Genomic DNA, 13,978 nt, shown 5'->3' with positions numbered 1-13,978 from the left:
GGGCTGAGGTCTACAACTTCCCGTCCGCCATCTTCCTTAGCTTCTTGGTAGAAGCGGGTGTCTTGGATATTGACGGCAAAGCGGGCTTCGATTTCCTCAGGGCTGAGTTGTACAGCTTCTCGGATGCCATCTTCCTTGGCTTCTTGGTAGAGGCGGGTTTCTTGGATATTGAGACCTAGCATGGCTTCGACCTCCTGGCGGCTGAGTTGGGTAAATTGATAGGCGATGATGGTAGTCACCATCTCTATTATGAAAGGGCTAACGGTGGGGTCGGTGACTTCGATTTGGGTTCTTTCCAGAATATAGCGAGCCTCGGCGGGGGCCGCTTGGTTGGTCAAGGTTGTTAACACCAGCAGCGCTAGACCTAGGGGTAGTTGGCGAATGTTGCCCAGTTCCTCCAGATACACCCGATAGACCTGGGGGCTATCGAGCAACGCCTGGTAGGGGGCGAGATCAGGTTGCTCCATCCGGCGGGAGGGGTAGATCACCACGGCGGCCCAGTTGGTGAACTGTTCGCGGTTGCGGTAGAAATACAAAAAACTTTCGGCAAAGAGCCGCTCGTAGAGGCGGGCATCGCGCTGGAACTGCACCTCGCAAAAATAGACGACCCCTGGGCTATCTTCGGCGGGGGGCAAAAAAATGCCGTCGATGGTGAAGTTGGGTTCCTTGACTGCCACCGAATCAAACCGATAGGCGGCGGCATTGGCGGGGGCCTCTGGCAGCAGTTGAAACAAGATTTGTGGATCTTGGGCGAAGAGCTTATAGAAAATGGAATCGCGGCGCATGGTAGCTAGGGGGCATCGGCAAATAAGGGTAGGGCCAAAATGTCATGCTCCTCTGGGCGGGGGCGTTGGCGTCGGGTTGCAGGCTTCTCCCCATCCGACAGGGCATGGAACAACGCCCGCCGCCAGCCCCGCTGGGTATCTTCGGGCAAGCCCGCCTCGGCCACGGTCATGGCAAACAGCCACCAGCGTTCCTCTGGGCGCAGGGCCGCCCACTTGCTGCAAATCACCGGGAGCTGGTCGGCATCAGCGGTTTCCGCCGCCCAGGCCAACACACACAACTCCTTGCCCAGCAGCCGATCTACCAAGTTGGTGCCCGTGTGCCAGCGCCCCGTGGTCAGCTTCGCCGCCTTCAGTCGGTCATTGAACTCGCGTCGGGCAATATCGGCAATGGCCGCCCAAGTGGGCCGTTGCAGCACCACCCGATCCTCCCCCTGGGGAATGCCGCCCTCCAGGCCGTTGTAGCCATAGTCTTCCACAATCACTACCACCCCATTCCTTGCCGGAGGAATATCCACCCGAAACAAATGGGCACCAAAGGCCGTAGATGCTCCAAAATCTTTCATTGCTCCACATCGCCAACCTGTAGCTTCATGCCCAGTTTATCGGCAAAGTCCTTCAGGTCGTGGCCGGAGGTAAAGTGCCCCTTACGGAAGGTGAGCGTGACCGGGGCATCTGGAGGGAATTTCTCTAGCACCTTAGTCAGCAGCGCTTCAATGAAGGCGGCATCCACGGGCAATTCCCCCACGCTGACGGCAATTATCTGGCTACCCTGGCCCACAGTCAGCGCTACCCCCTCAAAGGTGACAGCCTTTTCTGCCGCCTGTTTTAGGCCCTCAAAGGTTTTAGCTCGCGAATCAAGCTTGCGGCCCGTGCGCGACACCAGCCGACCGGGCTGCACCGGGTCAATGGGAATCTCGGTGGTGCCCAGGGCCGGGAACTTAAAGTCGGCCTTAGTTTCCAGCCCCTCAGCCTCCGCAAAGGCCCGTAGCAGCACCTCCCCTTGGCCAATGGCAATGGGGCCACCGTAGGGCGTGCCGTCGCGGGGTTCGCTGCCATCTAGGCTATAGCGAATGGTGCCCCTGGGGGCTACAAACAGTTCCACATAGCGCTGGCCCTGCTGCTCGGTCTGTTTATTCCGTAGCACCAGCTTGTTTTCCCAGGTGATGGGGTCGCCCGTGTCGTACTGCCCAGAGGGGTCGCACACCAAAAAGTTCACTCGCAGGGCGTTGGTGGTCAGCACCGCATCCTGGAGGACGGGGCTAGCTTCGGTCACAGGGCCATCTTCGGCATAGTGGATGCGGGGGGCAGGCCCAGCATGTTGGGGGTTAATCCGTAGGCGCACCTGTCCAGCATCATCGGGCTGGGTTTCGGGGGAGTATTGCACCGAGGTGGTTTTCTTCTTCGGCTTTTTGGTGATATAGCCGTTTTTTAGGTCTTCCCATAGACCTCGGTTGCAGGCTAGGGCTTTGAGGGTATCAAGCCCCTTGGGCGGTAGCCACTGCATAGCGGCCTGTTCGCTGTAGCGGTCTACCACGTCCGTCCAGCGGGCCTCGTCTTGGTTCTCCGGCCACAGATAATCTTCGGCCTTGTCGCGGATGGCCTCAAAGTCTTTCTCCACATCCAAGAACAACTTGGGCGGATTGGAGGCCAAGGTTTTTTCGATTTGCTCCTCGCCGTTGTCGGCGTTGTCTCGGCTCATGTTAAGCGGCTTAGCCACCAGTTGCGGTGGTCTGCCCGGTCGCTGAATGGGGAACAGCACCTTGTCGAACAGGCTCAGGATGGTGGCATTGAAGTCTTGCTTGTAGGTTTCCTGCTTGCTCTCCAGGTCTTCTCGCTGGCCGTGGCCCTTGGGAATACGGTTATCAGCCTTTTGGGCAGCAAAGAGTTGGCGGGCGGCTTTATCCAGGCTGGCCATGGCGGTTTTGTCGCCCGTCAGCACACAGAGGTTGTTCTTTTGGCTGATGGAGTCGAAGAACTCCTGCAAGACTTCGGGGGGAATGGCAGAATCGGGGCTGACCACCAGCAACACCCGCCCCCGCCGCACCCGATCCGCCACATCCTCCAGCTTGGGTAGGGGTAGCACCTCGTCGTAGCCCGTTTTGCGGCTGGGTTGAAACATCTCCCGCAGACGATGGCGAATCATGTCATCCACCAAGGGCTGAGGGGCATCCTGGGCCAAGCTTTGCAGCAGTTTGGTGAGATTTTCCTGACGGTCGAAGTAGTAGCGGCCCTCGGTGGTGTGGTGCAGGTACCAGGCGATTTTCTCCAGTTCCTCAAAGGCCGCCAAAAAGTCCGAGGGTTCCCGCAGGGGCGACACCAGGCATTCCACCATCTCCTCGCGGGTTAGCCCCTTGACGGCATTAACGGCGGTGGATAGGCTGGCCGACAGCACCAGGGTACCCAGTTGGGTGGCGGCCTCCTTGCCCGTTTGTAGGTCAATCACCTGGGCATGGGCCGACTGCTGGGCATCCCACAGGTCTTTGGCCATCACATCCCGCATCCCCGAAATTTCGGTGAGCTTGTCGCGCACATCGCTCAGGCCCAGATCAAAGTGCTGTGGCCCAATTAGAAAGACATCGTTGCTGTCCCGCTCCCATACCGACTTCAGCAGCCGCGACACCAGTTCCAGCAAGCCACGGGTTTTCTTAAACTGCTCGTTTTCCTGAAATAGCGCAATCACATTCTTCAGGCGGGGATGGAAGGGATAGGTGACGGCAATTTCATCGGCGATGGCTTCCGCTCCTCGGCTGGCGGTTTTAGATTTGGCCGCCTCGGCCAGTTTGCGGCCAAAGGCGTCGGCAATATCTTCAACCTCGGCCTGGTCGGGCAGGGCTTTGAAGAGGCGCTTGCGGAGGATGTCGTAGATTTCGTTGGCAGCGAGGTCAACAGGGGTGATATTCCGCTCCTGCCGCCCCAGCTCCGAGCGGGCATCGGCCAGGGCGCGGTTGATTAACTTGCCGCCCGTGTCGTAGGCCGCATCCAGGTCAGACACTACAATACAGACGTTTTTCTTTTTACCCGCCGCCGTCAGCAGGTTGGCGAAAGCACGGGTGGCAATGTCGGCCACGGTGCCATTGCCCACATTTTGGGTCGCTAGATGATGGAAGTAGGGCGGCATTTCATCCAGCAGGATGAGGGTGGGCTGATTGCCTTCAAAAAGTTGGAGCCAAGCCCTTTCATCAGGAGCTTTGGGGCCACCTGTCCAAAACCCTTTAAACTGGTCGCCTTTGCCTAGCTGATTGGCAATTTCACCCCAGAAAAATTCCTCAGGACTGTTACGTCCGTTAAACGCTGCGACATTAGCGTAGTCAAAATCGAGGGCATAGGGCATCCCAGCACAGTATTTCTTCCGCATAGCAGGGTGTTTAGCCAAGTACCCAAAGCCCAGCATTAAGTGAGTCTTGCCACCCCCCATGGATTGCTTGAGGTGAAAAATAGCTTGGGATGAAGCCCCTGCTAGACGGGCTAGTCCCTCACTAATTAAATCTTGCATCCCTTGGGTGATACAGGTCTTCTCGAAGAAGATTTCCCCAGCCGTCGCATCTACAATCAATTCGTCGATTTGTTCGATTTGATCGCTGAGTTTGATGGACAGGGCGTTGTCCTGGAGCGTGCAGGCATCACGAACGGTTTTCATGGGGCGGTAGGGGTTGTGTTTACGGGCAGCTTTCAGTCATCAGCAGACAGTCCTCCCCAGCCCCCCAACTGCCTGGGCGGCTGCGGCACGATAGGCTCTAGGCCAAACTCGCAGGCAAGGACGAGCCCCTACCTGCATCCAGTGAACTCCTTTAAGACATTGTTCCCCAGCCGCTGGCGTAAATCAGCACCCTCGCACGATGGCTTCCTTCTTTCACAGGTGGGGCGATCCATAACGGGCAGTGCATTAATCTACGGGCCAGAGAAAAAACAGCCAAAAACAGCAATCTACTGCCGTAAGGTCTCTAGGGTCGCCTGATTATTCTCTAGCCTGTACGAAACTAGCCTGTACGAAATTAGGACTACCGTTGCGACCTGAATGCTGCGGGTACGGCAGTCCAGAGGTTGATGAAATGGATCCGAGAATGCCGTCATGGACTAGGGCGATGGGATCAATAGGATCCTAATTGTTTGATTGGTAAAGATTTGCGGACTGCATTGAAGTTGTGCATAGCTTGAAAGCCTTATTTGGAAAGGGTTCTCGGCTGTTTGGGGCAGAGCTTAACAAAATGCTATGAGTTGTTGACATAGGGGAAATTTCGTAAAATTGAATACAGACTTGTCTAAACGTTCATCTGGGCTTCCCTAGGACGGCACTGCCCCCTAAGCCTAGACGGAAGTAAGGAGCTGTCTCCTGAAGGAACGCGCCCCCTGAGCCGTTGTTGAACCTTTTTTGACAGGAGCGTTTATGAAACTGTGTTATCGCGGGGTTGAGTACGACTACAATCCGCCCTCCCTGGAAATGAAAGACAGTGAGATCACGGGTTGCTACCGTGGCCGTACCCTCACCTTTTCCTACCCTAGCCATGTGCCTGTGCCCCAGCCCGTGGCCCGCTATACCTACCGTGGCGTGGGTTACGAAACCACAGCCCAAGGCCATGTCCAGCCCGTGAGCGCTAGCCCTGCGGCAGAGGTTCGCCAGCCTGTGTTCCAAGGCATCAAGGGCGCAGATAGCCCAACTATGCAGGCCCGCCGCCATCTGTTGATGGAGGCTAGCACCGCCCACCGTACGAATATTCAGCGCTCCTTGGATCATCGCCTTGCGGTGGCCAAAGCCCAGGGTAACGACCGTCTTGTGCAACAGTTGGAAGAGGAACTGCACCACCTGGTCTAGACAAAATTGGAACGTGGTGGCTGAATCGCTTGATTTTTGTCTACCCCGTTTCCGCCAAGTATCCAGCGGTTCTAGTCTGCTTCGATGGACACGCTAGGTTTTCAGTCTGCGCTGTAGCTGGAGCAGCCCAAGGGCATCTGCAAAGATGCCCTTTTTTTGGGCCTTAGGCTACCCTGGGAACCACCCTCGCCCCAAACCGCAACCCAGTCGTAGGGGAGAGGTTCTCTCGCCCTGCCCCATTGCCCAAGGCCGTCATGGAGCCACTTCAATCCAACCCATTTCGTCTGCACCTGACTAGGCCGGACGGGAATGCTACTCACCAGGTCATGGCTCCCCAATTGGTGGGTTGCCTGTGGTCGGGGGATAAGGTCGTGGCCCGTGGTTCCCTGTGGTGGGATGGGTTGGAGGAGGTAAGATCCGATACCTGGCTAAATGCGGAAACGAGGGCCGCCAAGGCATTCCTACAGGTAGGACGGTTGGGTGAGTTGGAAGCCACCGAAACCGAGGCAGCGGTGGCGTTTTTGCACCAAGCCTGTGACATTCTTTGCCAATGGGGCTGCACCCTGGTTCTGGGGCCGATGGATGGGAGCACTTGGCAGAGCTACCGCTGTGCCCTGAACTGGAACCATGGCCCCCCATTCTTCAGCGAACCCCAGACCGATCCTCGCTGGGTAGACTGGTTTACTCAGGCTGGATTTACCCCTGTGGCGCAGTACGAATCGCGCCTGTGCCTGGATTTAAGCCAAACCCATCCCCCCGGACGGCGGTGGCATTCTCCGGCCTCGGTACGGATTCAGTCTGCCCAGGGCATCGCCGTTGAGGCGCTGTTGCCCCAAATCTACGCTCTGGTGATGGCCAGCTTTCGCCGCCAGCCTTTTTTTCAGCCATTGCCGGAGGATGGGTTTGCGTCCTACCTACGACCTCTCCTCACCCAGGTGGATTTAGCCCTAATTCAGCTAGCCTGGGACGAGGATCGCCTGGTGGGGGTTGTACTGGTTCTGCCCGACCTGCTGGCGACGGATTCACAACGGTTGATTATCAAAACCCTCGCAATTTGGCCAGATCGAGCCTATGCCGGGTTGGGGTCTACGCTCCTAGAAGCGGCTCATCAGGCCGGATTTGATCAGGGCTATCGGCAGGCGATTCATGCCTTGATGCACAGCCACAATCTTTCCCTCAACCTCAGTCGCCGCTATAGCCAGCCCTTTCGGGACTATGTGCTGATGGGGAAAAAGCTATCTCCAACCCAATAAAAAACCCAGCCGTCCAGAGCTGGGTCGGGGGTAAAGGGTGGATTTAAGGGTTGGATTCAAAGGTTTTATGAATCGTTTTGATTGAGGGGCCTTTTGGGCCTAGTACCGCCGATGTTAGCAAAGAAACCTAGGACAGGGAGTACTTGCGCACGTCTGTTAGTGAATCTTGACATTGACGTTACTATGTTCATCCTAAGGAGAACCTCGATCACTTTCCGTTACAAATGCTACGGGATGGGGATGGGGTTAGATCCGTGGATGATGGGCGATGCCCGCCCTAACCCCCAATCCCTAACCTCCAACCTTACCGAATTCGGCAGGTTAGCTCATTCCCCAGGCCAAAGTCGCCATCGGTGTATTCGGTGAGGGTGATGGGCAGGGGCGAGGCTTTCCAAATGCCGTCGCAGTAGTCGCGGACGGAACGGTCGGAGGAGAACATCCCCATGCGAATGGCGTTGAGGATAGACATGCGCGTCCAGCTATCGGTGTGGCTGTAGGCGTCGCCCACGGATTGCTGACAGTCGAGGTAGGCCTGGTAATCGGCCAGCAGCAGGTAGGGGTCTTGGTAGAGCAGCTTATCCAGCAGGGGCTTGAATAGGCCACCATCGCCCTGGGAGAAGTGGCCGGAGGCGATCAGGTCGATGGCGTCTTTGAGTAGGGGGTTGGCCTGGTAGTAGCTGTAGGGGTTGTAGCCCTGGGCCTTGAGATCCACCACCTGGTCGGCGGTGAGGCCAAACAGGAAGAAGTTTTCGGCCCCGACGGCGTCGCGGATTTCGACGTTGGCTCCGTCGAGGGTACCAATGGTGAGGGCACCGTTCATAGCAAACTTCATGTTGCCCGTGCCCGACGCCTCGTACCCAGCGGTGGAAATTTGCTCCGACAAATCCGAGGCTGGATAGATGCGCTGGCTGTTGGTGACGTTGTAGTTGGGCAGAAAGATCACCTTCAGCTTGTTGTGCAGGTCGGGATCTTTGTTCACCATGTCGCCCACAGCGGTGATCAGTTTGATCATCAGCTTGGCCATGGCGTAGCCCGGAGCGGCCTTGCCCGCAAAGATGAAGGTGCGGGGAGTGATCTCCAGATTGGGGTTTTGCTTGAGCTGGCTGTAGAGGGTGACGATGTGCAGTACGTTGAGGTGCTGGCGCTTGTATTCGTGGATGCGCTTCACCTGCACATCAAACAGGGAGGCGGGATCGACTAGGATGCCGAACTGGTCATGAATCCGGCCCGCCAGATCACGTTTGACGGCCTGTTTGATGTCGTGCCATTCTTGGCGGAAGCCGCTGTCGTCGGCCAGGGGTTCCAGTTGCTTCAGTTCGTCGAGGTGCTTGATCCAGCGGTCGCCAATGCGGCTGGTAATCAGGGTGCTGAGGCGAGGATTGCTCAGCACCACCCAGCGACGGGGGGTAACGCCGTTGGTGACGTTGCAGAATTTTTCGGGGAACAGTTCGTAGAAATCCCGCAGCACGGTTTGCTTCAGCAACTCACTATGCAAAGCGGCGACCCCGTTGATGGTGTGGCTGCTGACACAGGCCAGGTTGGCCATCCGCACGTAGCGTTCGCCGCTTTCGTCAATGAGAGACATCCGGGCCAGTCGGGCCGCATCCTTGGGGAAGCGCATCCGCACCAGTTCCAAAAAGCGGCGGTTGATTTCGTAGATGATTTCCAGATGGCGAGGCAGCAGCTTGCCGAAGAGGCTGATCGGCCACTTTTCTAGGGCTTCGGGCAGCAGGGTGTGGTTGGTGTAGGCGAAGGTTTTTTGGGTGATTTCCCAGGCCAGCGTCCAATCCAGGCCATGCTCATCCAGCAGCAGGCGCATCAGTTCCGCCGAGGCAATGGCGGGGTGGGTGTCGTTGAGCTGGATGGAGAACTTTTCGTGGAACTTCTCAATCGGCAAGCCCTGGCCCTTGAGGATACGGAACATATCCTGCAAGGAACAGGAGACAAAGAAAATCTGCTGCTCTAGGCGCAGTTGCTTCCCGGCCTGGGTTTCGTCGTTGGGGTAGAGCACCTTGGTCAGGTTTTCGGAGGCCACCTTTTTCTCGACGGCCCCGTAGTAGTTGCCCTGGTTAAACACCTCAAAATCAAAGGATTCGATGGCCTCGGCCTTCCACAGGCGCAGGGTGTTGGCGGTGTTCACCTGATAGCCCAGGATTGGCGTGTCGTAGGGAACGCCCAGTACCTCGCGTTCGGGCACCCAGCGCACCCGGTAGCGGCCCTGGTCGTCGGTGTAGGTTTCCGTGTGGCCGCCAAACTTCACCTCTACCGCCCACTCAGGCCGCACCACCTCCCAGGGGTTGCCGTTGCGGAGCCATTTGTCGGTGCGCTCCACCTGCCAGCCGTCCTTAATATCCTGGTGAAAAATGCCAAACTCGTAGCGAATGCCGTAGCCGAGGGAGGGAATTTCTAGCGACGCCATGGAGTCCAAATAGCAGGCCGCCAGCCGTCCCAGGCCGCCGTTGCCCAAACCGGGTTCCTCTTCCTGGGCCAGCAACTCATCAAAATCTAGGCCCAGTTCTTCGATGGCCTGCTTCACCTCGTTGTAGAGGCCGAGGTTAATCAAGTTGTTGCCCAGGTGCGGCCCCATCAAAAATTCCGCCGACAGGTAGCACACCGTCCGCGCCCCTTGCTGGGTATAGCGCTCGACGGTGGTGTTCCAGCGGTGCAGCATTCGGTCGCGCACTAGGTAGGCCAGGGCCATGTAGTAGTCGTGCTGGGTAGCCAAGGCCACGGGCTTGCCCTGCACAAAAAACAAATTGTTCAAAAAGGCCCGCTTAATGCTGTCAATGCTGGAACCCGTGCGTTCTCCAGCCAGGGCAATGGCGACAGCGGCATCGGTGGTGGCAGTGTTGTCCATAGAGGGGTAGACCTTGGGATTCCAAATAAATGACAAATGGCCAAATTGGCAGGCGACTATAACCCTATCAGATCAAACCCAGAACGCAAGAATTGTGGCCTAGGGCACGATTTAACGGAAGTTAAAAGGAGTTGGGACGCATGGTTAGGGTGCACTGCTGTGCGCCCGTACAGGCATCGGGGCTTGGGTCTATGATCTGGGTACTGAGGGATGTATCTGGGTCGCGTGGTTAAACTGTACTATCGAGGCATGGCCGAAGCCAACGGCAAACCCAAAGTGGGGCGCAGTGCCCGATGTTTGGGTGTGAGGCTGGGCATCGACGTAGATGTGGTTGAAATGCCGAGAGGTTGGCTAGACCCTCAGGGCTACCTACGGCCCGAAGCGGATCGCCAATCCACTGGGGAAAGCGTTACGGTTGTCTTGAGAACGACCAAAGGAATGTCCACCGCCCTCTCGATTGAAAGCTTACCTGCATTTCGCAGACCTGCGGCCTTTGGTGGCCTGGGCAGGGATCCCGTCTGGCAGATTGACGATAGCCACATTGGTGGGGATCTGGACGCTGTTCAAGATAGTGCTACCCACGTTAGCATTATGCCCAGGGTGACGATGCTGCTTGAACGCTACGAAACAGCTTTAGCAAATACCCAAAATGACTGGGAAAAGGTAGGTTAAACATGGCTTGGGTCTTTAGTCTATCGGCTGAATGTGGCGCAGAGAAGATCGCGGCTGAGCGCTTCTCTCAGCACTTTGATGGCCTTATTTTCACCCTATCTAATAGCATACAGGCCCAATGTAAAGCCACTCTGTTTCAGGATTTAGAAGATAACTGGTGGTGTCGAGTGTCTCCAGAAAATGTGAGCGAACTGGGCATTGACTCCCCCGATGTAGCCTATACGATGACCGAGCTAGGCATTCTCCTTTATCAACGGCTGCGTTCTGCTCCAGCCTTTCGCTATGCCTTGGTGGGGGTAGAGGTAGATGAATTTAGAACCTATCATGAGTTAATCTCAGAAATACCTGAAACCCGTTTTCCAGGCTTAGTCTTGACAGAAAGTATCGAGCAAGAATGGGGTTCTTCAGCTACCTTTTATCCCTTTCGATCAGGTTATCTTTGGCAACCCTATGAAGGTGAAATCTATAGGCCGCTCACGGTATCGCCAGACCTGAAAGCAAAGCTCAATGAGTTGATGGTTCTGGCTTGATCTATCCCCAGAGAAAAACACGCCGCATGAGGGCTGGGGTTGGGGCGCACAGCAGTGCGCCCGTACGGGGGCTGTGCTGTAGGGTACGGATTGTGGCAGATGGGTTCGATAGGGTGAAAGATGATCCAGGAAGTAGTGAGAAGATAGCGGTCGTGGAATCTCTAGTTTTGATGCCGAGGGCAACCCTGTGATGCCCCCCTCCCTTGCCCCTTCCATGCAGCAGCGGGTAGACCGTGCCCTCCATTCGCCCACCATCGAGTTCCTGCTGATTGGGTTAATTCTGGCTTCGGTGCTGCTGGTGTTTATTGAGGTGGGATTGCCCTTTGGCAGTGCGGGCCATCGGGCGGTGGTGGGGTTGCAGCACTGGCTGACGGGAACCTTTTGGCTAGAACTGGGCCTGCGGGCTTGGTCGGCCCGGAATAAACAACGGTTTCTCAAAAACTACTGGTGGGATATTCTGGCGGTGATTCCCTTCCCCAGTCAGTTTGTGGTGCTGCGATTGCTGCGGCTGCTGCGGCTGCTGCGGGTGGGGATTTTGCTGAACCGTAATCTGGGCCGTATTTACCCCGCCCTGGCGATTGGGCTGGGGGCGCAGATTGGCCTGGTGGCTATCCTGGGGGTGCTGCTGCTGGGGGGTGGGCTGGGCATTTTTCTGGCCGAAGGGGGCACCAACGACGACATTGAAAACCTACCCCAAGCCCTCTGGTGGAGCCTGTTTACCCTGGTGGCGGCTGAGCCGATTGGGGCCGAACCCGTTACCCTGGTGGGGCGAGTTCTCACCCTGATGGTGATGCTGGGCGGGTTGACCCTGTTTGCGGTGATTACCGGACTGGTGTCGGCGGTGATGGTGCAGCGACTACGATCCACCATGGAGTATCGAACGATGGCCCTGGACGAACTGAGAAACCACACGGTGATCTGCGGCTGGAACCGCAACGGACGGCACATCGTCGAAGAACTGCTGTTCGATGGCGGCTTGCAGGATAGCCCAATTTTAATCATTGCCGAGTTTGAGGAAACCCCAGAGCGTGCCCTGCGCCACCTCAACCTGTCCCACATTTATTTCCATGTGGCGGACTACACCCGCATCGACGTGCTCAAGTCCATCAATATCTCCCAGTGCGCCCGCGCCATCCTGCTGGCCGACACCACCCGCCCCCGCAGCGACCAAGACATCGATGCCCGCACCGTCCTGGCTGCCCTCACCATCGAGAAAATTAACCCCGCCATCTACACCTGCGCCCAATTGCTAGATCGCCGCAATGATGTGCAACTCAAAGCCGCTGGGGTCGATGACGTGATCGTGGCCGACGAAATCACCAGCCACATGATCGCCACCTCCGCCCGCACCCAAGGCTCCGTAGAGGTGATGGCCGAGCTCCTCACGGTGCAGGTGGGCAACCAGTTTTACAAGGTGTCGATCCCGCCCTCCTGGATTGATCTCTCCTTCTGGCAAGCGGTGGATCGCCTCAAACGATCCTACGACGCCCTACTGATTGCCGTAGAACTCAGCTATCCCAAGCGCCATACCCTGGTGAACCCCCCCGCCAACTATCGCCTTGGCCCCAAGGATCAACTCATCGTCATCGCCCGCAAGTGCCCCGAAATTGTGGACTATTAATCATGTTCGCCCCCTAGCTCTCCGCTCCTGCCTAGGCGAGGGACTGGGGGTGAGATCTGACGATCTAGCCCTCAATCAGTCTCCGAACGGCGATGGCCAGATCTGGGAATGCCTGGGGATTAACGATGCCGTCGGCTAAGGTGAGGGATTGTTGATACTCCCCTTGTTCCGGTTGCCACAGTACCGTCACATCGCGACGCTTCAGGTTGACAATCCAATACTCAGGAATGCCCGCCTGGGCGTAGGTGGGGCGTTTGACCTCACTATCTTTTGTCCAACTGGTGTTAGCGTACTCCATCACCCAAAAAAATTCGGCGGGGTAGGGGTGGCGACTACGGTAAAGGGCTCGGAGCGGTTGGGCTATCGTAATATCTGGCTCTGGCTCGGAGTTGCTGTGCGGTAGGGTAATGGGCTTGGCCTCTCGTACCAGCGCTCGATGGCCCAAAAGCCCCCGCAAATAGTCTGCTGCATCGGTGCTGGTCTGGGCGTGTTCTGGCCCTTCGGGTGCCCTTTAACGATTTCTCCATTCAGCAATTCCACCCGCCGCCCCACCAAAATATGGGCGGCAATCATCTGGTGATAGTCGTCGAGTGACCATTTGGCTAGGGTAATTGTCATCGTTGTTTTCCCCTCGCAACGTGGGCTAACGGCCTAACGAATGGCCCTGGCATAGCCGTTGAGTCTTGGCATCGGTCATAGAGCACGTTTCCTGGGTGAGCCACTGTGTACTCTAGGGAGGCTGAGGCTTCTTGATTTATGCGTCCTATGGTATCTCGCTAGAGAGTATGGCGATACTTGTAAAATCCATCCGTTCCATAGAGCCGTAGCTTTGGTGCATTCGCGAAGCAATGCACCAAAGCCATATACAGGAAAATTGGCGATGGGTAAGCGGTGCATTGCGGCCAAAGGGATTGATCCAACATCAGTCGAGCAGGTCTGAGCCGCGAATGCATCTTACCTCTGGGGTCGCAGGCAGGCGTCTTAACATTTCTTATCCGTAGGGCTGTTAGTGGCGCTCGGGATTGGGGAAAGCTGAAGTGTAGGTTCATCCTTCAGGCGAATCTAAGTCAACCACACTACAGGGCTTCCCAATCTGATGACGTACATTTGCACTATATCAAGACTTCCCCAAGACGGGCATCTTGGCTGTGCTTAGATACGTCGTCAGCTTCAGAAATCCTGTAGGAGATGTTTTTCCGGTTTATTTTGCTGAAGGTCATCAATAGATTTATTTCGTTGTAGGTGAAATCATGTTGGGTCAACTGAAGGTTAAGCGAAGCCATCTTTGGCTACTCGGCAGTCTTCTTGCAGGGGCAGTTCTTACTTTAGGTTCGGGGGTTGGCTAAGCTGTTAGTCATCTAAACTGCGTATAATACATTAAAATTCTGGAATAAGCCATGGGAGTCAGAAACTATCTAACGTCAGAGGAAAAGCAAGAGCTTCAGAAGCA

10 protein-coding genes and 1 riboswitch are annotated in these 13,978 nt (G+C 56.4%); of the genes, 5 read left to right on the top strand and 5 right to left on the bottom strand.

Features of this window, described 5'->3' with window-relative positions; genetic code table 11:
- The 3 genes from H6G62_RS23775 to H6G62_RS23765 all read right to left on the bottom strand — a co-directional run.
- The coding region (locus tag H6G62_RS23775) for an Rpn family recombination-promoting nuclease/putative transposase (protein WP_190499837.1) at positions 1-785 on the bottom strand (785 nt) is incomplete at its 3' end.
- A 5-nt stretch (positions 786-790) separates the two neighbouring features.
- Positions 791-1,348 (bottom strand): anti-phage-associated DUF3780 domain-containing protein, encoded by a 558-nt coding sequence (locus H6G62_RS23770; protein WP_190499835.1) that lies wholly within the window; start codon positions 1,346-1,348, stop codon positions 791-793.
- Positions 1,345-4,422: an anti-phage-associated DUF499 domain-containing protein gene (locus tag H6G62_RS23765; RefSeq protein ID WP_190499833.1), complete on the bottom strand. Its 3,078-nt coding sequence runs from the start codon at positions 4,420-4,422 to the stop codon at positions 1,345-1,347. Before H6G62_RS23765 ends, H6G62_RS23770 begins: the two co-directional genes overlap by 4 nt.
- Positions 4,423-5,047: 625 nt before the next feature.
- Positions 5,048-5,130: riboswitch (Glutamine riboswitch) on the top strand.
- Between the two features lie 39 nt (positions 5,131-5,169).
- On the opposite strand from H6G62_RS23765, the gene H6G62_RS23760 reads away from it, so the two are divergent.
- Entirely contained in the window at positions 5,170-5,595 is a 426-nt protein-coding gene (locus H6G62_RS23760) for a DUF4278 domain-containing protein (protein ID WP_190499831.1), read from the top strand.
- 326 nt (positions 5,596-5,921) lie between these two features.
- On the top strand, positions 5,922-6,848 hold the full coding sequence (locus H6G62_RS23755) for a GNAT family N-acetyltransferase (RefSeq protein WP_190499829.1): 927 nt from the start codon (positions 5,922-5,924) through the stop codon (positions 6,846-6,848).
- Positions 6,849-7,152: 304 nt separating this feature from the next.
- Here the strand turns inward: H6G62_RS23755 and H6G62_RS23750 are convergent, their stop codons facing one another.
- Positions 7,153-9,705 carry a glycogen/starch/alpha-glucan phosphorylase gene (locus H6G62_RS23750; protein WP_190499827.1) on the bottom strand — a complete coding sequence of 851 codons (2,553 nt, stop codon included), beginning with the start codon at positions 9,703-9,705 and terminating at the stop codon, positions 7,153-7,155.
- 225 nt (positions 9,706-9,930) lie between these two features.
- Between H6G62_RS23750 and H6G62_RS28080 the strand changes: the two genes are divergently transcribed.
- From H6G62_RS28080 to H6G62_RS23735, 3 genes are all read left to right on the top strand, one after another.
- Positions 9,931-10,377, top strand: coding sequence for a hypothetical protein (locus H6G62_RS28080; protein ID WP_190499824.1), 447 nt, complete (start codon positions 9,931-9,933; stop codon positions 10,375-10,377).
- Between the two features lie 2 nt (positions 10,378-10,379).
- Positions 10,380-10,907, top strand: coding sequence for a hypothetical protein (locus H6G62_RS23740; RefSeq protein WP_190499823.1), 528 nt, complete (start codon positions 10,380-10,382; stop codon positions 10,905-10,907).
- Between the two features lie 190 nt (positions 10,908-11,097).
- Positions 11,098-12,528 (top strand): ion transporter, encoded by a 1,431-nt coding sequence (locus tag H6G62_RS23735; RefSeq protein ID WP_190499821.1) that lies wholly within the window; start codon positions 11,098-11,100, stop codon positions 12,526-12,528.
- A gap of 64 nt (positions 12,529-12,592) precedes the next feature.
- Here the strand turns inward: H6G62_RS23735 and H6G62_RS23730 are convergent, their stop codons facing one another.
- On the bottom strand, positions 12,593-12,985 hold the full coding sequence (locus H6G62_RS23730; RefSeq protein WP_347239418.1) for a Uma2 family endonuclease: 393 nt from the start codon (positions 12,983-12,985) through the stop codon (positions 12,593-12,595).
- Positions 12,986-13,978: the final 993 nt, after the last annotated feature.

The organism is Phormidium sp. FACHB-1136, assembly GCF_014697375.1.
Classification (GTDB): Bacteria; Cyanobacteriota; Cyanobacteriia; order Phormidesmidales; family Phormidesmidaceae; genus Nodosilinea.
This window is presented reverse-complemented; position numbering and strand designations above follow the sequence as displayed.